We start from the raw sequence: 25,429 nt of genomic DNA on the forward strand, positions 1-25,429 counted from the left end.
ATACTATCACAATTATTGATGAGAATGGATGTCAGCCAACGATAATTAAAGCTATGGCAATCAATTATCCACATTATTTTACACCAAATGCAGACGGTTATCACGATACTTGGAATATTATAGGATTGGCTTCTCAACCGGGGGCTAAGATCTATATCTTCGATCGATATGGTAAATTAATAAAACAAATAAGTCCAGCAGGAATAGGATGGGACGGAACCTATAACGGACAACAACTAATGTCTACGGATTACTGGTTCACAGTGACCTATGAAGAAGATGGAGGAACAAAAGAGTTTAAAGCTCACTTCTCATTAAAACGTTAGTATTTAATAAAAGAAAAAAGGCTGTCATTTATGACAGCCTTTTTTTATGAATTCATTTATTTTAATAATAAAAAAAGCCGTGAAATTATTTTTTCACGGCTTTTCTATTTTATAATAAAGATTGAAATTTATTTATTATATACTTTCAATGCTTCTTTTAATATTTGTACAGAGCGAATTAAATCTTCTTTCTTTAATACATAAGCAATTCTAACTTCATTTAAACCAACACCTGGAGTGGAATAAAATCCTGCAGCTGGAGCTACCATAACAGTTTCTGAGTTATGATCAAAGGTCTCTAGAAGCCACTGTGCAAATTTATCAGCATTGTCAACTGGAAGTTGTGCAATACAATAGAAAGCACCCTTTGGTGTAGCAACTTTTACACCTTCGATTTTGTTTAGTTCAGCAATTAAAATATCTCTACGCTCTTTGTATTCGCTAATTACTTCATCAAAATATATTTGTGGAGTATCTAAAGCTGCTTCACTTGCAATTTGAGCAAATGTAGGAGGACTTAAACGGGCTTGTGCAAATTTCATTGCTGTCGCCATTAGGTCTTTGTTTTTTGAAACAATGCAACCAATTCTTGCTCCACACATACTATAACGTTTAGAGACAGAATCAATCATTATTGCATTTTCCTCTAAACCAGGAATATTCATAATTGAATAATGTTTGTCTCCATCATAAGTAAACTCGCGGTATACTTCATCAGCAATAAGGAAAAGATCGTGTTTCTTGACGATTTCAGCCAATTGCATGATTTCTTCTTTTGAATATAAATATCCTGTTGGATTACCAGGATTACAAATTAAAATAGCTTTTGTTTTTGGAGTAATTAATTTCTCGAAAGCATCAATTGGAGGTAGAGCAAAACCAGTATCGATTGTAGAGATAACAGGAACCACAGTCACACCAGAAGCTGTAGAGAAACCATTGTAATTTGCATAGAATGGCTCTGGTATAATAATTTCATCACCCTGATCCATTGTACTGCCCATAGCAAAAAGTAATGCTTCAGAACCACCAGTTGTAATGATAATATCTTCTGTATTGATCGGTAAACCTTGTTTTTTGTAAAATTGAGCTAATTTATTTCTATAGCTTTCAAAACCTGCGGAATGACTGTATTCCAAGATGGTAAGATTAGCATTTTTTACCGCATTTAATGCAACTTCAGGAGTCTTAATATCCGGTTGACCGATATTCAGATGATATACTTTATTCCCTTTCTTTTTAGCAATTTCTGCATAAGGTACCAATTTTCGAATTGGTGACTCAGGCATTTGTTTTCCTTTGTTTGAAATCGTAGGCATAGTTGAATTTTTTGAAACACAAATTTGCGATTTTTTTTTAAATAAATAGCCTATAAAATCATGCTTATTAATTATCAAAAAGTAAATTTTGTGAATGTATTTTTATTAACTTTATAATAAAGAGACCTATATGAAATACTGTTTTTGTTTTTTGCTGATATGTGGAATATTGGAAAATGCCACTTTCGCTCAACCCGCGTTTGAATGGGAAACAACGAAAAGCAAGGTGGTCATTCCTTTTCAATCGCTTAATAATTTAATTATTATTCCAGTGGTTATCAATGGGGTGAAATTGCAGTTTATTTTGGATACTGGGGTTGATAAAACAGTTGTGTTTAGTTTGAATGAAAATGAAACAGTAAATTTTCATAATCTACAAAAAATAAGATTGACGGGTCTTGGTGGAGGTGAGCCAATTGAAGCATTAAAATCAGGGAATAATAGAATGATTATTGATGGTTTGGTAGATTATAATCATATGCTGTATATTATTCCTGATGGTAGCATTGGTTTTTCCTCTCATTTAGGAATAGCGATTAATGGAATTATTGGACACAGTTTTTTTAAAAATGCAATAGTCGAGATTGATTATGCTCGAAAAAAAGTTATTGTATATAAATCTTTAGATAAAATTAAAAAGAAGATTTTGAGGAAGTACAGTACTATACCGATTTCAATAGAAGAACAAAAGCCTTACGTGAAGCTTGATATTGAGTTGAATTCAAATAAGATTCCTGTAAAGTTACTCATAGATACTGGAAGTTCTGATGCGATATGGTTATTCACGGAAGACGATAAAAATATTACAGTTCCACAAGAATATTTCGAAGATTTTCTAGGTATTGGTTTTAGTGGAGACATTCGCGGGAAGAGGGCAAGGATGCAAAAACTTTTCTTTGGAGAAGAAATATTAAACAATCCGACAGTTGCTTTTCCAGATTCAATTTCAATCAAAAATGTGAGTAGAGTAGAGGCTAGAAATGGTTCATTAGGAGGTGAAGTTCTTAAAAGATTTTCAGTTGTTTTTGATTATAATGAACATACTTTATATTATAGAAAAAATAGAAATTTTGATGCACCCTTTAGTTATAATATGAGTGGGATTGAATTACAGCACGCGGGAGTAGAGTGGATTAAAGAAGAAACACTGAAGGTGACAAGAGCTGAGGACAGAAATAAAAGCGATGTAGTTTTTGATGTAGCATTGGAAGAGTTTAAATATAAGTTTGCTTTAAAACCAGTATATGTAATTTCGAGCGTGAGAAAAGGCTCTCCAGGAGATCTTTCAGGATTAGTTGAAGGAGATCGACTGGTGAAAATTAATGGTAAAAGAGCTTATAAATATTCGTTACAAGATATTAATGCGCTATTACATTCCGAAGAAGGGAAGTCAATTTACGTTGAAATTGAAAGAAATGGGGTGATGATGAAATTTCAGTTTTATTTGAAAAATATACTATAAAAAAATGGCTTCCAATTGGAAGCCATTTTTACTTTATTTCTATTCAAGTTAAGAACTAGGCAAAGCTTTTTTCTTTTCAAGAACATTAGTTTCTTCTTTTGCTACAACATTTCCTTTAATTTTTAAAGGAACTCTACCACCTTCAAAATTTACTGCATTAGATTCTACAGTCAATGTTTTTCTGATAGGGCCTGGATTCATGTTATATTTTACTTCAATCTTCCCTGTTTTCCCTGGCATAATCGGATCTTTTGGTTTTGAAGGCACAGTACAACCACAAGATGATTGAACATTAGTAATAATCAATGGTGCATCACCAATGTTAGTGAATTCGAATACTCTTACGCCATTGTCATCTTCTTTAGTAACAGTTCCGTAATCTATAGTGTCTGCTTTAAATTCAATTTTAGCACCAGATTGTGCATAAGCCGATCCACTAATTATTACAGCTGCCAATAAACCTAATAATTTTTTCATTTTAATAGTTTTTTAATTGTTTCGTAAATTTACTTAGTTTTAATCAAAGTACAAATTTTTAATTCTCTTTTTTATTATCTACTTAATAAGTACTTTTGCTTTTCATTAAAAAACAAAAATCAGACCAAGATTATAATTGGTTATAAAATAACGAGTTCCTTATGATTATACCTTCACAATTTGACGCCAAATCTGTAGAAAAAAAATGGTACGATTACTGGATGAAAAATAACTATTTTCATTCAGAACCTGACCATAGAACACCGTATTCAATTGTTATCCCTCCACCAAACGTCACAGGAGTTTTGCATATGGGACATATGTTGAATAACACGATTCAGGATGTCTTGATTAGAAGAGCACGTTTAAAAGGATTCAATGCATGTTGGGTACCTGGAACGGATCATGCTTCGATTGCTACAGAAGCAAAAGTAGTAGCAAAACTTAAAGCAGAAGGAATTAATAAAAATGACATTACTCGTGAAGAATTCTTAGAGCATGCTTGGGAATGGACTCATAAGTACGGGGGGGTTATATTAGACCAATTGAAAAAATTAGGAGCTTCCTGTGATTGGGAGCGTACTAAATTTACAATGGATCCTGAAATGTCTGCTTCCGTAATTAAGGTATTTGTTGATTTGTATAAAAAAGGGATGATCTATAGAGGCCATAGAATGGTGAATTGGGATCCTGAAGCAAAAACAACTTTATCGGATGAAGAAGTAATTTATGAAGAACAACAAGGAAAACTATTTTATTTAAAATATAAAATAGAAGATAGTGAAGAGTTTGTCGTAATTGCAACAACAAGACCAGAATCAATTCTTGGGGATACAGCAATTTGTATAAATCCAAATGATGAACGTTATACACATCTGAAAGGAAAGAAAGCTATTGTACCTATTGCGGGTAGAGTAATTCCAATTATTGAAGATGAATATGTTGATATGGAATTTGGAACAGGATGTTTAAAAGTAACCCCTGCTCATGATGTAAATGATAAAGTTTTAGGAGAAAAACATAATTTAGAGATTATTGATATCTTCAATGATGATGCAACGTTGAATTCTTTCGGAATGCATTATCAAGGAAAAGACCGATTCGTTGTTCGTAAAGAAATTACAGAAGAATTAGAAAGTCTAGGAAATTTAGTTAAAACAGAAAATCATCCGCATAAAGTAGGGTTGTCTGAAAGAACAAAAGCTGTAATTGAGCCGCGTTTATCAGATCAATGGTTCCTGAAAATGGAAGAATTAGTTAAGCCAGCGATTAAAGCAGTATTGGAAGATGATGAAATTAAACTATATCCTAAGAAATTTGATAATACTTACCGTCATTGGTTAGAAAATATTAGAGATTGGAACATTTCTCGTCAATTATGGTGGGGACAACAAATTCCTGCATACTTCTATGGTGATGGAAATGAAGATTTTGTTGTAGCTGAAAGTAAAGAAGAGGCTCTAGCTTTAGTAAAGGAAAAAACAGGAAATCAGATTTTTACAATCAATGATTTAAGACAAGATTCAGATGCATTAGATACATGGTTCTCTGCTTGGTTATGGCCAATGAGTGTTTTTGGAGGAGTAATGGATCCAGAAAGTGAAGATTTTAAATACTATTATCCTACGAATGATTTAGTTACAGGTCCAGATATTTTGTTTTTCTGGGTAGCAAGAATGATTATTGCAGGATATGAATATACAGGTAAAAAACCGTTTACAAATGTTTATTTAACGGGGTTAGTTCGTGATAAACAACGTCGTAAAATGTCAAAATCATTAGGTAATTCACCAGATCCATTGGATTTGATTGATGATTTTGGTGCAGATGGTGTTCGTGTTGGATTATTGCTAAGTGCTTCTGCAGGAAATGATATCATGTTCGATGAGGAATTATGTAGTCAGGGAAAAGCATTTTCTAATAAAATATGGAATGCTTTTAGATTGATTAAAGGTTGGGAGGTAAGTGATACAATCCCACAACCAGAGTCTTCAAAAGTAGCAGTAGAATGGTTTGAATCGAAGTTGCAAAAGACTTTGATTGAAATTGAAGATCATTTTGAAAAATATAGAATTTCAGATGCATTAATGGCGATCTATAAGTTAGTTTGGGATGATTTCTGTTCTTGGTATCTAGAAATTATAAAACCAGCATATCAGGCGCCAATTGATCAGGTGACTTTTAATCAGACTATTGAATTATTAGAAAGTAATTTGAAGTTATTACACCCATTCATGCCATTCTTAACAGAAGAAATTTGGCACCATATTGCTGAACGTACGCCAGAAGAGGCTTTAATCATCTCAAAATGGCCTGTTTTGACTACGGTGAATGAAACTGTGATTTCAGATTTTGAGATGCTTACAGAGGTTGTTTCAGGGATTAGAACTATTCGTAAAGAAAAGAATATCCCATTCAAAGATACAATTGAGTTGAAAGTAATCAATAATGAAAATACAACGACTTATTTTGATTCAGTAATCACTAAATTGGGTAATATTACATCATTAGAATATATTAATGAAAAGGTAAATGAGGCTCTTTCATTTAGAATAAAATCAAATGAGTATTTTATTCCTATTACAGGTGCAATTGACATTGAAGAAGAAATAGCGAAACTTACGGAAGAGTTAAAGTATACAAAAGGCTTTTTGAAATCAGTCCAAGCGAAATTATCAAATGAGAAATTTGTAGGTAGTGCTCCTGAAAAAGTAGTAGGTATGGAAAGACAAAAAGAAGCAGATGCTTTAGCGAAAATTACAACGATAGAACAAAGTTTAGCAGGTTTGAAAGCGTAACTTGAATCACATATAAATAAAAAGGCTGTCCATTTGGATAGCCTTTTTTATATTAAAAACATTAATTTTTTGCAGTTTGTAAAAGTTGTAAACCTCAGGATTATATTGTTTTTAATCGGTTGATAATTTTGCATAACCATAATTATCAGACCATCCAGATTTTAGAGGTAAAAGTTCTCTTGTATGAGCTTCTCTAAGCATTCCAACCTTTTCTAGGACTTTCATTGAACCAATATTTCCTACAGCACAACCAGCTTCAATTCGATGAAGTTTTAAATTAGTAAAACCAAAGCTTAAAATTTCGTTTAATGCTTCAGTTGCGTAACCTTTATTCCAGAATTTAGGATCAAATTTAAACCAAACTTCTGCATTTTTATATTTTACCTTTCCAATACTGATTCCAATGATTCCAATAAATTGATTATCAGTTTTTAATTCTATTGCAAAAGTAAAATGTTGTGTGTTTTCCTTATTGTTTTCAGTAATCCAATTTTCAAGAATAGACTTGGTTTCTTCTACACTTTCAGGAATACCCAAAGTATTAAATTTATCTATTTCCTCCATAGAATGTAAGAGGTGTACTTGTTCAAGATCCGCTTCTATTATAGATCTTAAAATTAATCTTTCACTATTTATTTTTAGGTTATCCATTTTATGTTTATAACAGCTTTTTAAACAAGCCTTTAAATCTTGTTCAAAATAAGTTTATTATTAGAAATATTGAATTTTACGTTCTGTTGAAGAAATAGGAATGTTGTTTTCAAAAGCTACTTTTTTAGTCCAGTTTCCTTTTTTATCATAATTGTACTTATAAGTATACTCTTTTAAATTTTGTTCACTACCGTCATTGCGATTCATTGCTATGAGGTTATTGTTTTTATCATATTGATATGTATAGCGATCTGTAACAGTCCCGTTTAGGATATGAGTATACGATGTTTTTTGCTTTTCATCATTGTATTCATATAAATCAATAGTATTCTCCTTTAAAGCTAGATCCGAAGTCTCTACAGCAGTTAAATTCTTTTCATAGTATTTGTTGAGCTGTTTGTATTGTAGGAAGCCTTTACTGTCAAAATAATTGGTTTCCGTTAATTGATCATCAACATATTTATAACTGGCTTTATACGTGATTAGATTGTCTTTGTCTAGTCTAGTTTCGCCAATTTTATGATTACTTTCATCATACTGAAATAGAGTTTTATATTGAATCGCTTTCATATTCAAATAAAAATCTTCTTCAATTAAATTTCCTTTTTTATCATAAATATAACCAACCTTATCCTTTGCAAGATCGTCAAAATGATAGGTCTTTTTCTCCTTCATCATTTTTTTATTAAATGATTGAGCTACTTTATGAAGTTGTTTTCCCGTTTGGTCAACTTGTCGTGATTCAATATTGTTAGCTAATGAATCCCATTTGTAGGTAGTACTTAGCGTTGATGTTTCAGAGAAAAACTGTTGGTGGCGAATAACTTGATTTCTGTTGAAAAATGATTTTTCATCAACTAACTTTCCTGTATTCAACCATGTTCTTTCCAGAATTAAATTACTGTTTTTATCGAATGATTGTTCCAAGTTTGTTTCTATAGTCTTCTTAGTAGTATCATTCTGATTCAGAATGTATGTTTTTGTAGTAATAGATTTTACATCCCCATTAAGTTCATAAAATTTCCAATCCTCTCCTTTTTTTATATTTTCTTTTTTTGAACACGATATAATTAGGCATTGGATGAAAAGTATAAGTGTAATTTTCTTCATGAATATATTTTTGTTTTTTGGTTTCCAAATGTTGCATTAATTTTTGAAAGAAACAATGTATTCCAAAAAAAAATCCGCATGAAGCGGATTTTTAATATATTGAAGTGAAGACTATTTTTTTACTAAAGCAGCTTCGTATCTTTTTGCAACAGCATTCCAATTAATTACATTAAAGAAAGCATTGATGTAATCAGGTCTTTTGTTTTGATAATTTAAGTAATAAGCATGTTCCCAAACATCCAATGCTAAAATTGGAGCTCCAGAAATACCCATGTTTGGCATTAATGGGTTATCTTGATTTGCAGTACTTCCGACAACTAATTTCCCAGTTTTATCAACAACTAACCAAGCCCATCCAGAACCAAATTGTTTTGTTGCAGCTTCAGTTAATTGTGTTTTGAAATTAGCAAATGAACCGAAATCTTTAGTGATTGCTTCTGCTAATGCGCCTGTTGGTTCACCACCAGCTTTAGGACCCATGATTTCCCAGTATAGGTTATGGTTGTAATATCCACCAGCATTATTTCTAACCGCTTTATTCTCTAGATCTAATTTGGTTAAGATTTCATCAATTGTTTGTTTTTCCAAAGGAGTACCAACAATTGCTTTGTTCAAATTGTTTGTATAACCAACGTGATGTTTAGAATAATGAATTTCCATAGTTTTAGCATCTATCGATGGCTCTAATGCATCATATGCATAAGGTAAAGGAACCATTTGGAAAGGACCTTCATCCGCCTTAACGTCAGCAGGATTACCCATTGTAGGTTTTTCTTCCTTCGTTACTGGAACTTCAACAACTTCTTCTAATTTTTTATCTTTGTTATTACAAGACTGAATACTTACAACTAATAATAAGCTTGCAAGAATTAAAGCACTTTTTTTCATACAATTATATATTTAAGGTTTATTATTAAGCAATGAGTTTATCGTCTCTATATAAAGCCTTTTCGCTTCATCTGTTGACATATGACTAATTTGTATCCAGGCATTAATTTTAAAAGCATCTCTTAAATCAAAATTAGCAGGTTGCTTTGCCAATGTGCCATAGGTCGCCTGTTTATAATAAGCATAAATACGCAACATGACATCCTGAGGTAATTGTTCTGTCATATTAGAAGCTTTTTCATAGGCTTCTTGGAATTCAATATCTAAACTTTTTTCTGACATTTAAGATTTTAAAGCTATAATTGTTTTTGCGCCAATTACTTTGTCATTCAATTTTACGTTAACTTCTGTTCCTAAAGGTAAAAATAAATCTACTCTTGAACCAAATTTAATAAAACCAGCATCTGTACCTTGTTCAACCTGCATTCCTACTTGTGCATAGTTTACAATTCTTCGTGCTAAAGCACCAGCAATCTGACGGTATAATACTTCTCCAAAAACAGGGTTTTCGATTACAACAGTTGTTCTTTCATTCTCTTCACTTGCTTTAGGGTGCCATGCAACCAAATATTTACCAGCGTGGTATTTACTGAATCGTACTATACCGTTAAGGGCATATCGAGTTACGTGAACATTGATAGGCGACATGAATATTGAAACCTGAAGTCTTTTTTCTTTAAAATATTCTCCTTCGTATACTTCTTCAATTACCACAACTTTACCATCAACAGGAGCGACGATTTGGCTGTCAGTAGCATCAAGATGTCTTTTTGGATTTCTGAAAAATTGGAGAATTAAAATTAAAAACACTAAAGTAAGTATTTGAATTCCCTTTTTTAACCAAAAAAGATCAACGTATACATCTGTTAATAAAATTACAGCTACACTAATAGCTAATGCAATTAAAATAATCTTGGCTCCTTCTTTATGAAACATAATTTATAATTTGATAAAACAAAAATACGAATGGTGCTACAAATATAACACTATCTAATCGATCTAAAATACCTCCATGCCCAGGCATTATCTTTCCACTGTCTTTTATACCGGCAATTCTCTTGAATTTGGATTCAATTAAATCACCAATTGTTCCAAAAACACCAATAATTAAAGCAGAAATAATCCAGATATGAATGGGTTGATGTGTAATATATTTAGCAATTAAAATGCTGAAAATTAATGCAAAAATAACACCTCCAATAAAACCTTCAATCGTTTTTTTAGGCGATATTTTTTCTAATAGTTTAGTTTTTCCAATAGATTTCCCTACGATGTAAGCAAAAGTATCATTTGTCCAGATTAAAATAAAAATACCAATAATAATTTGTGGGTTATAGATACCCTGTTGCATTGGAATTTTTGTAATAATAATCATCGGCAATATGATGTAGCCTAGTAAAGTTACATATTTGGAAGTTACATCATATATCAATCGTTTTTCATTGAATAAAAAGATAATCAGGCGTATTGAGATGAAAAGCGTAACTAAAGCCAGTATAAGATCGTTATGGGGATAAGCAGAGGTAAAATAACCTAAAAGGAAATAGGCAATAGCAGCAATGATTAACGGAACAGTTTTGTTAAGTTGTATCATAGCGCAGAATTCATAAACGGCAATTAATAAAAAAGCACCGAAGAGCAGGAGGAATGTCTCTCTTGAATAGGATATAGCCGATAATAGTAAAAGGATATAAATAAGACCAGAAATTGATCTTGTAATTGTTTCGCGCATGTTACAAATCTTCTAAAAGCAACAAATATAGGTTTTTTGCAATACTTCCATAGTGCAAAAAGTCTTCATCTTTTGCTTTTTCAAAATATTTTATAGTCGTAATGTTCGTAGGGTAATTTTTGTCGTATCTCTTTTTAATTTCTCGAAGTCCATCACTCTTACTTCCAACAATTTGACTAGTCGTTGCGAATATAATTATATTCAACGGCAGTTCGTTTGGTTTGTTCTGTTTGATTTGATTAGAGGAAAAAAGTACTGCCCCTTCTTCTGCAATAAGATTTTCGCAAGAAGCAAAAAGAAATTTAGGATCTTTTGTGTTTATGTAAGTAAGTTTATTATCGTCTAAAAATGTATGTAATGAAGGCTCATAGCACATTGCTTCGCATTCAAACCAGTCATTTTCTTCTAAGATATTTAAAAATTGATCGTGAACTTCATTGATATTCTCGCAGTAAAGGAATTTACCACCATTTTTCTTGAAATTATAAGTGAATTGTTCGTCAATAGGTATGGTAGAATCTGGTAAAAATGGGTTAAAGTCATTGCCTTTATCCTCGTTTTCCGATTCATTACTATTGCCAAAAAGTTTTTTAAAAAGATTCATATGTTATAAAATCCTTATTTTTCGTGTTGGAAATAATCAAAGATAAAAAAATCTTAATTCAATACTACTATTGAATTAAGATTTTCTCTCAAAAAGTAAAAAAAAAGCTATTAAAGAGAAGTTTCCTCTTGTAAATTTTTGTCGAAAGGTCTTTTTCCGAAAATATTTTCCAAATCGTCTTTGAAAATAACTTCTCTTTCAATCAAAATGTTAGCCAATTGATTCAGTTTGTCTTTGTTTTCTTCGAGTATTTTAATTGCTCTCTGATATTGTGATTCGATTAAAATCGAGATCTCTTGATCGATTACCTTAGCTGTTTCTTCAGAATATGGTTTAGAGAAATTATATTCACTTTGCCCTGAAGAATCGTAATACGTTACGTTGCCTAGTTTTTCATTCAAACCGTAGATTGTAACCATTGCTCTAGCTTGTTTTGTTACTTTTTCAAGATCGCTTAAAGCTCCTGTGGAAATACGGTTGAATTCTACTTTTTCAGCAGCTCTACCACCCATAGTAGCACACATTTCGTCAAGCATTTGTTCTGGTCTAACGATTTGTCTTTCTTCAGGTAAATACCATGCAGCACCTAAGCTTTGACCTCTAGGAACGATTGTTACTTTTACAAGTGGAGCAGCATGCTCAAGCATCCAGCTTACAGTTGCATGTCCAGCTTCGTGAATAGCAATTGCTTTTTTCTCATCTGCTGTGATAATCTTGTTTTTCTTTTCTAGACCTCCTACGATACGATCTACTGCATCAAGGAAATCTTGTTTATCAACTGCTGTTTTATCTTTTCTAGCGGCAATTAAAGCAGCTTCGTTACATACATTTGCAATATCAGCTCCAGAAAAACCAGGAGTTTGTTTTGCTAAGAAATCAGTATCCAATGCTTCAGCTTTTTTCAATGGAGCTAAATGAACTTCAAAAATTTCTTTACGTTCACGGATGTCTGGAAGGTCTACATAGATTTGTCTGTCAAAACGACCAGCACGCATTAAAGCTTTATCTAATACATCTGCTCTGTTGGTTGCCGCAAGAACGATTACATTAGAATTAGTTCCAAAACCATCCATTTCGGTTAGTAATTGGTTTAATGTGTTTTCGCGCTCATCATTAGAACCTGACATATTGTTTTTTCCTCTTGCTCTACCTACGGCATCAATTTCATCGATGAAGATAATCGCTGGAGATTTTTCTTTAGCTTGTTTGAATAAATCACGAACACGTGAAGCACCAACACCTACAAACATTTCCACGAAATCTGAACCTGATAAAGAGAAAAATGGAACTTTAGCTTCACCAGCAACAGCTTTGGCTAGTAATGTCTTACCAGTACCTGGAGGGCCAACAAGTAAAGCTCCTTTAGGGATTTTACCACCTAAATTAGTATATTTTTCAGGGTTTTTTAAGAATTCAACAATCTCTTGCACTTCTTCTTTTGCCCCTTCTAATCCTGCTACATCTTTGAATGTGATCTTGATATCCGTTTTTTCATCAAATAATTTCGCTTTCGATTTTCCGATGTTGAATATTTGACCGCCACCGCCACCTGCGCCACCACCAGACATTCTTCTCATAAGGAAAATCCATACCCCAATGATTACAATAATCGGTAAGAAATTAAGGAATATATCTCCCCAATTACTAGAAGATTGAACCTCGTAGGAATTTAATTTTCCTTCTTTGTTTGCTTCGTCCAGTTTATTTTGGAAAATCTCATCATTACCAATTTCAAGTACATAATGAGGACCTTTGTTTTCTTTTCCTAAAAAATCTTTTTTAGGAACTTTTTCATGTGTTTTACTGTTTAAAGCACTCTCTTTTAGGAATACTTCAGCAGTAGATTTGTTGTTGACAATAACTTTATCAACTTGGCTACTATCTAAATACTGGTAGAATTTAGATAATGTGGTTTTATTCGGTTCTTGCCATCTAGATCCGCCAGTAAAAATATTGATGAGCAAAAAAAGTACAATTACTCCACCATAGATCCACCAAGGACTTATCTTTAGTTTGTTGGGAGTTGGATTTTTATCTTTAGCCATGAATTTTCTTTTTAGTATTTGTTTTCAATAGTAGTGATTTTTGCATCACCCCAAAGACTTTCAATATTGTAATATTCTCTAATGTGTTTTTGGAAAACGTGTACTACAATGTTTACATAGTCCATTAGAACCCATTCTGCATTATCGGTTCCTTCAACGTGCCATGGTTTGTCTTTAAGTTCTTTTGAAACAACTTTTTGGATGGAGTTAACAATAGCGTTAACTTGTGTATTTGAGTTACCGTTACAGATTACGAAATAATCACAAACAGTGTTGTCGATTGCTCTTAAATCAAGGATGTCAATATCATTACCTTTTACTTCTTCTATACCTTTTATGATGTTTGCTAATAAATCATCATTGTTTATGTTCTTTTTCGCCATTTACTATTTTATATATTTTCGCAAAGTTACCATTTTTTGTTTTTATTTTTGAGCCTTATATTAAGATTAAAGCAATATCACTATAAATTTATACATGGAATTAATCAAACTCGATGCCATAGATTCTACGAATGACTATCTGAAACGTTTAATAGGGCATCAAATCGTGGAAAATTATACAATTGTTTCAGCTGAAAACCAAACTAATGGTAAAGGTCAGATGGGCTCAAAATGGGCTGTTGAAGCGGGTAAAAACTTAACAATGAGTATCTTAGTTAGAGATTTGTTGTTGGATTTAAATGCTGTTTTTAACTTGAATATAGCAGTTGCTTTAGGGGTAATTGAGGCGTTGGAATTTTATAATATTCCTAAATTATCAATAAAATGGCCAAACGACATTCTGTCAGATACAAAAAAGCTAGGTGGCATACTGATAGAGAATTTAATGAAGAGTGACCGAGAAATTTATTCTATTATCGGAATTGGATTGAATGTAAATCAAGTGAATTTTCAAGATTTACCGAAGGCAACCTCTTTATCTGTTGTACAATCAAAGGAATTTGATAAAGAAGAGTTGTTGTATAAGATTGTTGTTTGTGTGAAAAACAATGTGACACAGCTTATGAATAATGATTGTGATACATTATGGCAGAAATACAATAACAAGCTTTTTCGAAAAGGAATTCCAATGCCTTTTCAATACAAAGATGGTATCCAATTTATGGGTATTATTCAAGGAGTACATAAAAACGGACGATTGGAGATTTTGATGGAGGATGATAGAATTCAACAATTTGAAATTAAAGAAATACAAATGTTGTATTAGTTATTTATTTCGTTGTAATAGGTTAAAAACCATTCGTTATTGAGGTATTCGTATTTCATTTCGCTAAAAAATCCGGAGTCCTGAATCCATACTTTTTCAGTAATGATTTGAGGAGTTATTTCCCTGCTAATTTTGTATTGAGTAGTGTCTACTTCTTCAAGGGAATGGATGAATAAACTCCAATTTTCTTTTTTCCACTCAACTTCTTCCCCATGATCATAAAGTTTACCTTGTAGCGGGAATTTGATACGAGACATTTGAAATAAACTGTCTTTGTGAAATTTGTTGTAAAAAGACTCAAATGTTTCTTGGGTAATTGCTGTCGATATTGGTGTTTGTGGGGTAGGGTCAACGGTATTCTTATTGCAAGAATATAGGCTGATGACTAAAAGTAAAGAGAGAAAATATTTTGTCATTTTTTTTTAAGATAAAAGCCTTTTAATCTGGGATTAAAAGGCTTTAAAGATTCTATAAATATGTAATTCGTTTTATAATTTGTGCATGTTATTAGCAAGCGTTTCTATAAACTTACTTATTGGTCCTTTAATCATCATGGCCATCATAGCATTGAACTCGCCTTCAAAATGAAGTTGTACTTCACTATTGTTCTCAGAGATAGAGGTAATATCACCAGTTAAAGTAAAAGGAAGTTTATCACTAGCGGCTCCAAGAATGATTTTGGAGTGTGGTGTTTTATCCTTCATTTTTAATTTAATTTCTGGCATTCCTTTCAATCCGAAAATAAATGATTCCTCACCAGTTACTTCAAATTTTGAAATATTCTCAGGCATTAATTTTTCAAAGTTTTTTACATCAGATAAAGCATTGAATAAATATTCAGCAGACTTTTCTACTTGTACTTTTGGGCTTTCTAAATTCATTTTTTATGTTTTTATACAACAACATCCCAAGTTGAAGGACTAAGGCTCCACTCTTGTAATGTTGTTTGTTCTTCTTCGGTGATATATTTTTTTACTACAGCTTGTTCTAAAAGCGTTTCATAATTACTTAAAGTGAATAAGTCAATGTTAGCTTTCTTGAAATTGTCTTTTGAAATGTCGAAGCCATAGGTGAATATAGCGGCCATTCCTTTAATGTTGGCACCAGCTTCTCTTAAAGCTTCAACAGCCATAAGGCTACTGTTTCCAGTACTGATTAAATCTTCAATTACGACAACACTTTGTCCTTTTTGTAAAAAACCTTCAATTTGATTCTGTCTACCATGCTTTTTAGGCTCTGGTCTAACATATACAAAAGGTAGTCCCATTGATTCTGCTACTAAAATTCCAATACCAATTGCACCTGTTGCTACACCTGCAATAACGTCTGGTTTTCCAAATTGTTTTTCAATGTTTTTGGAAAATTCGTCACGGATGTAATTTCTAATAGGTGGAAATGAGAGAGTTATCCTATTGTCGCAGTATATAGGAGATTTCCATCCAGAAGCCCATGTAAAAGGATTTTTTGGATTTAATTTAATTGCGTTTATTTGTAAAAGCAATTCGGCTGTTTTTTTGGCAGTATCTATATTAAAAATCATAGTACAAATGTATAAAGTTTTTGTGAACGACAAACCACTTTTTCTAACAAATGAAATATTTAAAGAGACAGATTTTCAATTGTTTCTGTTAGATAGTATTGATATTAAGCAAGTTATTATTAAAATGTTTCAAAATAAAATTGATAAAGCTTATTTATATCATCCAGATGAAAAAGAAATTTTAAAAACCCTAAAAGCTAAAATTCCAGTAAACAAAGCTGGTGGAGGATTAGTTTATAATCAAAAAGGAGAAGTATTATTCATTTTTAGAAATGGAAAATGGGATTTACCCAAAGGAGGGATTGAAAAAGGAGAAGAAATTGAAGAAACAGCGCTACGAGAAGTAGAAGAAGAAACAGGGGTGAATAAATTAAAAATCACCAAAAAGTTACAAAAGACTTACCATATATTTAAAAGGAATGGAAAGTATAAATTGAAGATCACACATTGGTTTGAGATGGAATCCCGATTTGAAGGAATCCCGATGGGGCAATTAGAAGAAGGAATTGAAAAAGTAGAATGGAAAAATCCGGAAGAAGTAAAAGAAGCCTTAAAAAATTCTTATGAAAATATAAAACTACTATTTGAATAATACTATAATAAAAAAGACCTTGGGAGTACCAAGGTCTTTTTTATAGCAATCTTTTTGATCGAGGATGTTAATTATTCTTTACTTTTTCAATAGCAGTTTCTCCCTCGCTTAATACATGTTTAAATTCTCTTTTGGCTTTTTTTTGTAAATCTCCCAATTTACTTTTGAATTTGTCGCTGAAATCGCCAGCTTTCTTAGCTAGTTTGTTACAATCCAATTTTCCGTTTTTTGAAGCAACAATTAATCCTACTACTGCTAAGGCTGCAACACCAGCTGCAATCCCTACTACTAATTTTTTATTTTTCATAAGTCAATGGTATTATTGGTTATTATATTTCTTTCTAGAATCAATAAAGAAAGTATTCTCGATTGATTACATTACAAAGTTCGTGATACAGATGGTTTTTTGTCTTACAACATCTAATCTATATGTTACACAATTTCCATCCTGCCGTATTTTGAAGGTTGTATTTTGTAATTAATTAAAAGATAATTGTTTAATGAAAGGCCTTTTTTATAATGGGTCTATGTTTTGTTTTTATAAAATATTATTTTTAACCCTAAAAAAATAGGGGGTATGATATTGTGAATTGATAAAATATGTATATTTGCCCTAAATTAATAAGGGTATAACTAAATCTATTTTATTTTATGGCAACATTACGCTTTGAAGCATTAAAAGCTGCGGCAGGTAGAAAACCTGTTAAAGTTGATGAATTGGAAAGACGTTCCTCAATTTTTGGAACCAATGTTTTTAACGATAGTTCTATGCGTCAGTTTTTGACACCAGAGGCCTATCAGGCAGTAAAAGATGCAGTACAACATGGTGCTAAAATAGATAGAAAGTTAGCCGACTATATTGCTATGGGGATGAAAGAGTGGGCCTTGTCAAAAGGAGTTACTCATTATACACACTGGTTTCAACCTTTAACTGGAACAACTGCAGAGAAGCATGATGCTTTCTTTGAAACTCAATTTGATGGAGATCCAGTAGAAAAGTTTGGAGGAGGGCAATTAGTACAACAAGAGCCTGATGCATCAAGTTTTCCGAATGGAGGAATCAGAAATACATTTGAAGCAAGAGGATATACAGCTTGGGATCCAACGTCTCCAGCATTTATCTTTGGTACAACTTTATGTATCCCAACTGTATTCGTATCGTATACAGGCGAAGCATTAGATTATAAAACCCCTTTATTAAGAGCCTTAACGGCAATCGATACTGCTGCAACAGCAGTAGCTAAATATTTTGATAAAAATGTAAAGAAAGTAACTGCTACCCTAGGATGGGAGCAAGAATACTTTTTGATCGATACAGCTCTTGCAGCATCAAGACCTGATATTTTAATAACAGGACGTACGTTATTAGGACATACTTCTGCAAAAGGACAACAATTAGACGATCATTATTTTGGATCTATCCCTACTCGTGTATTAAATTATATGAGAGATTTGGAAACAGAATGTATGTTATTGGGTATTCCAGTAAAAACACGTCATAATGAAGTAGCACCAAACCAATTTGAGTTAGCGCCAATCTTTGAAGAAACGAACTTAGCAGTAGACCATAACTCATTGTTAATGGATGTAATGCAAAAAGTAGGAGAACGTCATGATTTTAAAGTGTTATTCCATGAGAAACCATTCAAAGGAGTAAATGGATCAGGAAAACATAATAACTGGTCATTGGCTACAGATACAGGAGTTAATCTATTAAGTCCTGGGAAAACACCAATGAGTAATCTTCAGTTCTTAACATTTTTTATTAATTCAATCAAAGCAGTTAATGATAATGAAGCTTTATTAAGAGCAGCAATTGCAACAGCAAGTAATGATCACCGTTTAGGAGCAAATGAAGCGCCGCCAGCAATTATCTCTGTGTTCATTGGTCAACAATTAACAAGAGTATTAGAAGGGTTAGAAAGTGTTTCAGATGGAAAATTATCTCCAGAAGAAAAAACAGATCTAAAATTGAATGTAGTTGGTAAAATTCCAGATGTACTGTTGGATAATACAGATAGAAATAGAACTTCACCATTTGCTTTCACAGGAAATAAATTTGAATTTAGAGCAGTAGGATCTACAGCAAACTGTGCCAATGCAATGACAACTTTGAATACGATTGTTGCTAAGCAATTGAAAGATTTCAAAAATGAAGTTGATGCCTTGATTGAAGGACAAGACATGAAAAAAGACGATGCAATTTTTAATGTATTGAGAGAATATATTAAAAATTCTAAAAAAATCTTATTTGAAGGAGATGGTTATAGTGAGGCTTGGGAAAAAGAAGCTGAGAAGAGAGGTTTGAGTAACTTCAAAACAACTCCAAGAGCATTGAAAGCAAAAGTTTCTAAAGAAGCAATTGCATTATTCCAAGAAATGAATGTAATGAATCATGTGGAAGTAGAAGCGCGTTACGAAATTGAATTGGAAGAATACACTAAGAAAATTCAAATCGAAGGACGTGTATTAGGTGATATCGCTAGAAATCATGTAATTCCAACAGCAATTCGTTACCAAAATACATTGATTGAAAATGTAAAAGGATTGAAAGAAATTTTCGGAAAAGAATTTGAATCCATTGGAAAAGAACAAATCGTTCTAATTCGAGAAGTGTCAAATCACATTGCGATGATCAATTCGAAAGTCGAAGAAATGACGGAAGAACGTAAAAAAGCAAATGAGATTGAAAATGCAGAAGAAATGGCATTGGCTTATTGCGAAAAAGTAATTCCTTTCTTTGAAGTAATCCGTTACCACTGTGATAAATTAGAATTATTAGTGGATGATGAATTATGGACATTGACAAAATATAGAGAATTATTATTCACAAAATAATAAATCAAAAAGAGCCCCGATAATTATCGGGGATTTTTTTTTATGATTACATTTGCAAAACAACAACACATACTATACTATTCATGAGTTCTGATACCAGCAAACGTTATAATTTGAGAGGTGTTTCGGCATCCAAAGAGGACGTACACAACGCCATTAAAAATATAGATAAAGGTTTATTCCCTCAAGCTTTTTGTAAAATCATTCCTGATTATTTAACCCAAGATGAAGAATATTGTATCATTATGCATGCAGATGGTGCAGGTACAAAATCGTCATTGGCTTATATGTATTGGAAAGAAACAGGAGATCTTTCGGTATGGAAAGGAATTGCTCAAGATGCATTAATCATGAATATTGATGATTTACTGTGTGTCGGAGCGACAAATAATATTTTGTTATCCTCTACTATTGGAAGAAATAAAAATTTAATTCCATCAGAAGTCCTTTCGGCAATAATTAATGGAACAGAAGAACTTATTGAAGAATTAAAATCTTTTGGTGTGGTTATTCATTCTACGGGAGGAGAAACAGCAGATGTAGGAGATTTAGTTCGTACGATTATTGTTGACTCTACTGTAACGGCTCGCATGAAACGCAAAGATGTAGTTAATAATGCCAACATTAAAGCGGGTGATGTAATTGTAGGATTGGCTTCGTTTGGACAAGCTTCCTATGAAAAAGGATACAATGGAGGAATGGGGAGTAATGGATTAACCTCTGCACGACATGATGTTTTCGCACATGCATTAGCAAATAAATACCCGGAAAGTTTTGATTCAAGCGTACCAGAAGAATTAGTTTATTCTGGAAAAGTAGCATTAACAGATACAGTAGAAGGTAGCCCGATTGATGCGGGAAAATTGGTTTTATCACCAACAAGAACGTATGCACCAATTATTAAAAAAATACTAGAGAAATATACGCCAAACGAAATACATGGTATGGTACACTGTAGTGGTGGTGCTCAAACTAAAGTATTGCACTTTGTTGAAAACCTATATATAATTAAAGATAATTTATTTCCAGTTCCACCATTGTTTAAACTAATTCAAGAACAATCGGAGACAGATTGGAAAGAAATGTACCAAGTATTTAATTGTGGTCACCGTATGGAATTGTATGTTCCAGAAGCAATTGCACAAGATATTATTGAGATTTCAAAATCATTTAACGTAGAGGCTCAAATCGTTGGTAGAGTTGAAGCTTCAGATCATAAAAAACTGACAATTCAAAGTGAATATGGCACATTTGAATATTAAATAAAAATCATCCGCTTTCATAGCGGATTTTTTTTTGGAATAAAAAAAGCGAAATTTTTTTGTAACGAATTGAATAAATTGACTACTTATAGTAAAATGAATATTCTATAAATGTTTAATTCTTAATAATTTACTTCTATGAATAGGATCAATTTACTATTAATTGTAGTGTTAGCGAGTATTTCGGTAAAGGCACAAGAAACGAAAAAATTACCTGGAAATCCAGAATTAGTATCATCCAAAGAAACTTTAGCAAAATTAGCTGCTGCTGAAAAAGGACAATTTAAATACTCTGTAGAAAGTTATTTCAAAAAACCAAAAGTTACGGCCTTTGGATTTTCTCCAGATGGTAAATATTTTTCATATAGAGAAAAGGATGATAAAGGAAAAAGCCATGTCTATATTAAAAATATAGCAACCAATGAAATAAAAAAGGCTATTATTGAAACGGATGAATTAGTACGTAGTTACTGGTGGGCAAATAACGATCGTTTGATATACACGAAAGATAAAGGAGGTAATGAAAATTACATGATTTATGCCGTGAACATCGATGGGACGAATGAAAAAGCATTGACTCCTTTTGAGAACGTAAAAGTGGATGTAATAGAAGAGTTAAAAGAACAGAAAGATTACATCATTATTCAGATGAATAAAGATAATCCAGAAGTATTTGAACCATATAAGCTTAATATCGTTACAGGTGACTTGGTGAAATTATACGAGAATAAAGATAATTCATCACCGATCATGGGATATGACTTTGATAAAGATGGCAATTTAAAAGCAATCACAAGACAAGTGAATGGGAATGAATACCATTTGTTATACAGAACATCGAAAGACAGCCCATTTGAATTGGTAGAGAAAACAAATTGGAAAAATAGTTTTGGGATTGCAAACTTCAATTACAATTCAAAAAATCCAAATGAAGCCTATGTAGTTAGTAATTTGAATTCGGATAAAAAACAGATTCAACGTTATGACTTAAAAGAACATAAGGTTTTGGAAGTTCTATTTGAGGATAAAACCTATGATGTTTCAGGAATACGTTTAGCTCGAAAAAGAAATTATGAAATAGATAGCTATTCTTATGCAGGAGAAAAAGGAGTTATGGTTCCTATTAGTACATTGTATAAAAAGATTGATAAAAAATTAAAAGCTACGTTTGGTCAAAATTCTTATGCTATTTCAGATTATACTGAAAATGAAGATAAGTTCTTAATTTATGTATACAGCGATAAATTATATGGCGCATACTATGTATACGATATTAAATCAGATAAAGTAACAAAAATGCTAGACTTAATGCCAGATCTTAATGAGAAGGATATGGCAGAGATGAGACCGATTCAGTTCAAGAGCAGAGATGGATTGATTTTACATGGATACTTAACGATTCCGAATAACATCAAAAATAAAAAAGTGCCTTTGATTGTGAATCCACATGGAGGACCTTACGGGCCAAGAGATAATTGGGGCTTTAATCCAGAAACACAATTGTTTGCAAGTAGAGGATATGCAACACTACAAATTAACTACAGAGGTTCTGGAGGATATGGAAAAGAATTCTTTTTAGCAGGAGCGAAACAAATCGGTAGAAAAATGCTAAATGACTTAGAAGATGGAGTACAATATGTGGTTGATATGGGATTAGTAGATAAAGATAACGTAGCGATCTATGGTGGTAGTTATGGTGGATTAGCAACATTAGGAAGCTTAGTGAAAACGCCAGATTTATATAAATGTGGAGTTGACTATGTAGGAGTTTCTAATCTATTTACGTTTATGAATACGTTCCCACCATATTGGAAACCATTCGTGGCTCAGGTATATGAACAATGGTACGATCCAACGAATGCAGAAGAGAAAAAAATAATGGAACAAGTTTCTCCCGCTTTAAATATTGATAAGATTACAAAACCATTATTTATAGTACAAGGAGCAAATGATCCTCGTGTGAATATTGATGAATCAGATCAAATGGTATCAGGATTGAGAAAAAGAGGTGTTGATGTACCTTATATGGTAAAATACAATGAAGGACATGGTTTCCATCATGAAGATAACCGAATTGATTTGTATAAAACAATGATGGGATTCTTTAGTCAACATTTGAAAACAAAATAAATCAAACAAAAAATAAATAAAAAGAAATCCGCTTTATAGCGGATTTTTTTAATTGTAATTTTGTGAACTCTAATTCAAATAATAATGAAAAGAACTTTTTTAAAAGCAGAATGGCGAAAATTAGCGATGATCAATTATGTTGTTGATAAGAGTATTCTACAAAAATATGTTCCTGCAAATACCGAAATAGATGAATGGGAGGGAAAATGCTATGTGAGTTTAATAGGATTTATGTTTGTTGACACAAAAGTTTTAGGAATTCGAGTGCCATTTCATGTAAACTTTGAAGAAGTAAATTTGAGGTTTTATGTTCGTTATATTGAAGATGGGGTTGTAAAAAGAGGAGTGGTTTTTATCAAAGAAATAGTGCCAAAAGCCAGTTTAACTTTTGTAGCGAATACATTATATAAAGAGAATTATGAAACCATGCCGATGTACCATAATTGGGAAGTTGAATCCGATTCGATTGCGGTAACCTATGGATGGAAAAAAGGAGAATGGAATACTTTAAAAGTAGAAGCAGAAAATAAATTAGTAGACATTCATTCTGGAACCGAAGAAGAGTTTATTACGGAACACTATTGGGGCTATGCCCGCATCAGTGCCAATAAGACTTCTGAGTATGAAGTTGAGCACCCAAGATGGCAGATATATCCAGCAAAAAGTTCAGAAGTAAAAGTAGACTTTGCAAAAATATACGGAAAAGAATTTGAGTTTTTGAAAGATGAAAAGCCAAAATCAGTATTTTTAGTAGAAGGTTCTGAGATTGTGGTACGACAAGGAAGATCATTTTAAATATAAAAAAGAGAATAAGAATTAACATCTATACATATGAAAATAAATCCTAAACACGGAATTGACCAATTGATTTTTGGTATGAAACAGAATGATGTAACGGCAATTTATGGTAAACCAGATCGCGAATACAAAGATGAAGATGAGAATACTATTGTACAATACAACAAACTGAAACTAAGATTGACATTCTATAAAGAAGAAGGTTTTAAATTAGGATATTTAGTATGTTCAAATCCAGCATTAGAATTATTTGATAAGAAAATCATTGGAAGAAAAATCAATGAAGTAGAAGGAGAATTGAAAGCAAAAGGAATTGCAACGTGGGATAAAGAAGGATTTGATACATTCGAAAACTATTTCAACGAAAGTAACTGGATGATTCTACAAACTGAATTTGAAGAAGTAGTAAAATTTGAAATTGGAGCTACAATCAATGATAAAGATGAATTTGACTGGAAATTTAAAGCCAAAAAATAATTCAAAAAAACACAAATAAAAAAGGGTTTAACGCTAGTTAAACCCTTTTTTTATACCTCAAAAAGAGATTATTTTGTTGGCATACTTTCTAAAAGCTCCACCTCAAATATGATATTAGCATTTGGAGGAATAACACCACCAGCACCTCTTTCACCATAAGCTAAATGAGCAGGGATCAATAAGATTGCTTTGTCACCAATAGACATTTTTCCAATACCTTCAGAGAAACCTGGAATAGTTTTTCCTGCAACAGCATATTCTACTGAGATTGGAGCATAACCATTAGCCTGAGCTCTTTGAGCATCATATTTCCCGTAAGCTTTAGCAACACCTTCGTAGCTAGTGTCGAATAATTCACCATTTTCTAAATAACCTGCATAATGTACAAATACAGTAGTTCCAGTAGCTGGTTTTTTACCAGCACCTTTAGAAACGATTTTGTATTCTAAACCAGTATCAGATTTAGTCGCTGTTTTTTTAGTAGCCGCAAATAAAGCTACTTTTTCAGCTTTCACTTTAGAAGACTCTTGCTCTAATTTCTTTTGAGAAGTTAACTCAGTATTGAAATAATCCTTGAATATTTTTGGAGCATCAAATTTCTTTGCATCAGCACCTTTTCTAACGATTGTAATTTTTTCAATTACATCATCCTGTTCAATTTTATTAACAACATCCATTCCTTCAACAACATGACCAAAAATAGTATGTCTACCATCTAACCAAGGAGTTTCTTTATGAGTAATGAAAAACTGACTTCCATTAGTATTAGGACCCGCATTTGCCATAGACAAAATACCTGGTTTATCATGTTTTAAATCGTTTGGCTCATCTTTAAATTTGTAACCTGGTCCACCACTACCATTTCCTTGAGGATCTCCACCTTGAATCATGAAATCTTTGATTACACGGTGAAATTTTAAACCATCATATAATGGTTTTCCTTTTAAATCATCTTTTACGAAAGTATTTTTACCTTCAGCAAGAGCCACAAAGTTAGCTACGGTAACAGGTGCTTTTTTATATTCTAATTGTACAACGATTTTACCTTTATTCGTTGCGATTTCGGCATATAAACCATCTTCCAGATTACTGGTTTGTGCATTGCAGGCAAAAAACAGTGTCAATACACTTAATAATAGACTCGTCATTCGTTTCATTTTATAGTTAAATT

At 32.2% G+C, this 25,429-nt stretch carries 26 protein-coding genes; 10 read left to right on the top strand and 16 right to left on the bottom strand.

All coding sequences use genetic code 11. The annotated features are described in order from the left end of the window. On the top strand, positions 1-326 hold a 326-nt coding region (locus P6733_RS09230; RefSeq protein WP_306352572.1), incomplete at its 5' end, for a T9SS type B sorting domain-containing protein. 128 nt (positions 327-454) lie between these two features. On the opposite strand, the gene P6733_RS09235 is transcribed toward P6733_RS09230, so the two are convergent. Beyond that, positions 455-1,645, bottom strand: a complete 1,191-nt coding sequence (locus P6733_RS09235; protein WP_306352573.1) for a pyridoxal phosphate-dependent aminotransferase — start codon at positions 1,643-1,645, stop codon at positions 455-457. A gap of 130 nt (positions 1,646-1,775) precedes the next feature. Here P6733_RS09235 and P6733_RS09240 point away from each other — a divergent pair, with 130 nt between their 5' ends. Next, positions 1,776-3,107: a PDZ domain-containing protein gene (locus P6733_RS09240; protein WP_306352574.1), complete on the top strand. Its 1,332-nt coding sequence runs from the start codon at positions 1,776-1,778 to the stop codon at positions 3,105-3,107. A gap of 48 nt (positions 3,108-3,155) precedes the next feature. Here the strand turns inward: P6733_RS09240 and P6733_RS09245 are convergent, their stop codons facing one another. After that, complete coding sequence (locus P6733_RS09245; RefSeq protein WP_306352575.1) at positions 3,156-3,584, bottom strand: DUF1573 domain-containing protein; 429 nt, start codon at positions 3,582-3,584, stop codon at positions 3,156-3,158. A gap of 161 nt (positions 3,585-3,745) precedes the next feature. On the opposite strand from P6733_RS09245, the gene P6733_RS09250 reads away from it, so the two are divergent. Continuing rightward, entirely contained in the window at positions 3,746-6,382 is a 2,637-nt protein-coding gene (locus P6733_RS09250) for a valine--tRNA ligase (protein WP_306352576.1), read from the top strand. Positions 6,383-6,493: 111 nt separating this feature from the next. On the opposite strand, the gene P6733_RS09255 is transcribed toward P6733_RS09250, so the two are convergent. The 9 genes from P6733_RS09255 to rsfS all read right to left on the bottom strand — a co-directional run bounded on the left by P6733_RS09255 (position 6,494) and on the right by rsfS (position 13,795). Beyond that, a complete protein-coding gene (locus P6733_RS09255; protein WP_306352577.1) occupies positions 6,494-7,033 on the bottom strand; it encodes a GNAT family N-acetyltransferase in 540 nt (179 codons plus the stop codon). A gap of 60 nt (positions 7,034-7,093) precedes the next feature. Continuing rightward, on the bottom strand, positions 7,094-8,143 hold the full coding sequence (locus tag P6733_RS09260) for a hypothetical protein (protein ID WP_306352578.1): 1,050 nt from the start codon (positions 8,141-8,143) through the stop codon (positions 7,094-7,096). Positions 8,144-8,254: 111 nt separating this feature from the next. Beyond that, positions 8,255-9,031, bottom strand: coding sequence for a superoxide dismutase (locus tag P6733_RS09265; RefSeq protein ID WP_306352579.1), 777 nt, complete (start codon positions 9,029-9,031; stop codon positions 8,255-8,257). A gap of 12 nt (positions 9,032-9,043) precedes the next feature. Then, a complete protein-coding gene (locus P6733_RS09270) occupies positions 9,044-9,313 on the bottom strand; it encodes an acyl-CoA-binding protein (protein ID WP_306352580.1) in 270 nt (89 codons plus the stop codon). Next, positions 9,314-9,967, bottom strand: coding sequence for a phosphatidylserine decarboxylase family protein (locus P6733_RS09275; RefSeq protein WP_306352581.1), 654 nt, complete (start codon positions 9,965-9,967; stop codon positions 9,314-9,316). It abuts the gene before it with no gap. After that, positions 9,957-10,763, bottom strand: coding sequence for a phosphatidate cytidylyltransferase (locus tag P6733_RS09280; protein ID WP_306352582.1), 807 nt, complete (start codon positions 10,761-10,763; stop codon positions 9,957-9,959). The genes P6733_RS09275 and P6733_RS09280 overlap by 11 nt, the downstream gene beginning before the upstream one ends. Before the next feature lies 1 nt (position 10,764). Beyond that, positions 10,765-11,367, bottom strand: a complete 603-nt coding sequence (locus P6733_RS09285) for an LUD domain-containing protein (RefSeq protein ID WP_306352583.1) — start codon at positions 11,365-11,367, stop codon at positions 10,765-10,767. Positions 11,368-11,477: 110 nt separating this feature from the next. After that, on the bottom strand, positions 11,478-13,412 hold the full coding sequence (gene ftsH, locus P6733_RS09290; RefSeq protein ID WP_306352584.1) for an ATP-dependent zinc metalloprotease FtsH: 1,935 nt from the start codon (positions 13,410-13,412) through the stop codon (positions 11,478-11,480). A gap of 11 nt (positions 13,413-13,423) precedes the next feature. After that, positions 13,424-13,795 carry a ribosome silencing factor gene (rsfS, locus tag P6733_RS09295; protein WP_306352585.1) on the bottom strand — a complete coding sequence of 124 codons (372 nt, stop codon included), beginning with the start codon at positions 13,793-13,795 and terminating at the stop codon, positions 13,424-13,426. Positions 13,796-13,889: 94 nt separating this feature from the next. Here rsfS and P6733_RS09300 point away from each other — a divergent pair, with 94 nt between their 5' ends. After that, positions 13,890-14,621, top strand: a complete 732-nt coding sequence (locus P6733_RS09300) for a biotin--[acetyl-CoA-carboxylase] ligase (RefSeq protein WP_306352586.1) — start codon at positions 13,890-13,892, stop codon at positions 14,619-14,621. On the opposite strand, the gene P6733_RS09305 is transcribed toward P6733_RS09300, so the two are convergent. The 3 genes from P6733_RS09305 to pyrE form a co-directional block, all read right to left on the bottom strand. After that, a complete protein-coding gene (locus tag P6733_RS09305; RefSeq protein WP_306352587.1) occupies positions 14,618-15,037 on the bottom strand; it encodes a hypothetical protein in 420 nt (139 codons plus the stop codon). The genes P6733_RS09300 and P6733_RS09305 overlap by 4 nt on opposite strands. Positions 15,038-15,109: 72 nt before the next feature. After that, positions 15,110-15,502 (bottom strand): STK_08120 family protein, encoded by a 393-nt coding sequence (locus P6733_RS09310; protein WP_306352588.1) that lies wholly within the window; start codon positions 15,500-15,502, stop codon positions 15,110-15,112. Between the two features lie 11 nt (positions 15,503-15,513). Beyond that, positions 15,514-16,161: an orotate phosphoribosyltransferase gene (gene pyrE / locus P6733_RS09315; protein ID WP_306352589.1), complete on the bottom strand. Its 648-nt coding sequence runs from the start codon at positions 16,159-16,161 to the stop codon at positions 15,514-15,516. Between the two features lie 7 nt (positions 16,162-16,168). On the opposite strand from pyrE, the gene P6733_RS09320 reads away from it, so the two are divergent. Continuing rightward, complete coding sequence (locus tag P6733_RS09320) at positions 16,169-16,753, top strand: NUDIX hydrolase (RefSeq protein WP_306352590.1); 585 nt, start codon at positions 16,169-16,171, stop codon at positions 16,751-16,753. 67 nt (positions 16,754-16,820) lie between these two features. Here the strand turns inward: P6733_RS09320 and P6733_RS09325 are convergent, their stop codons facing one another. After that, on the bottom strand, positions 16,821-17,060 hold the full coding sequence (locus P6733_RS09325) for a hypothetical protein (protein WP_306352591.1): 240 nt from the start codon (positions 17,058-17,060) through the stop codon (positions 16,821-16,823). A gap of 344 nt (positions 17,061-17,404) precedes the next feature. Here P6733_RS09325 and P6733_RS09330 point away from each other — a divergent pair, with 344 nt between their 5' ends. The 5 genes from P6733_RS09330 to P6733_RS09350 all read left to right on the top strand — a co-directional run bounded on the left by P6733_RS09330 (position 17,405) and on the right by P6733_RS09350 (position 24,258). Beyond that, positions 17,405-19,591 carry a glutamine synthetase III family protein gene (locus tag P6733_RS09330; protein WP_306352592.1) on the top strand — a complete coding sequence of 729 codons (2,187 nt, stop codon included), beginning with the start codon at positions 17,405-17,407 and terminating at the stop codon, positions 19,589-19,591. An 83-nt stretch (positions 19,592-19,674) separates the two neighbouring features. Beyond that, on the top strand, positions 19,675-20,853 hold the full coding sequence (locus P6733_RS09335) for an AIR synthase related protein (protein ID WP_306352593.1): 1,179 nt from the start codon (positions 19,675-19,677) through the stop codon (positions 20,851-20,853). 138 nt (positions 20,854-20,991) lie between these two features. Further along, positions 20,992-22,983 carry a S9 family peptidase gene (locus P6733_RS09340; protein ID WP_306352594.1) on the top strand — a complete coding sequence of 664 codons (1,992 nt, stop codon included), beginning with the start codon at positions 20,992-20,994 and terminating at the stop codon, positions 22,981-22,983. An 84-nt stretch (positions 22,984-23,067) separates the two neighbouring features. Further along, the gene (locus P6733_RS09345) at positions 23,068-23,778 is read left to right on the top strand and encodes a YqjF family protein (protein ID WP_306352595.1); all 711 of its coding nucleotides are present in this window, start codon (positions 23,068-23,070) and stop codon (positions 23,776-23,778) included. A gap of 36 nt (positions 23,779-23,814) precedes the next feature. Next, complete coding sequence (locus P6733_RS09350) at positions 23,815-24,258, top strand: hypothetical protein (RefSeq protein ID WP_306352596.1); 444 nt, start codon at positions 23,815-23,817, stop codon at positions 24,256-24,258. A gap of 68 nt (positions 24,259-24,326) precedes the next feature. On the opposite strand, the gene P6733_RS09355 is transcribed toward P6733_RS09350, so the two are convergent. Beyond that, on the bottom strand, positions 24,327-25,415 hold the full coding sequence (locus P6733_RS09355; RefSeq protein ID WP_306352597.1) for a peptidylprolyl isomerase: 1,089 nt from the start codon (positions 25,413-25,415) through the stop codon (positions 24,327-24,329). Positions 25,416-25,429: the final 14 nt, after the last annotated feature.

Origin of the sequence: Flavobacterium aerium (assembly GCF_030766725.1) — a bacterium.
GTDB lineage: Bacteria > Bacteroidota > Bacteroidia > Flavobacteriales > Flavobacteriaceae > Flavobacterium > Flavobacterium aerium.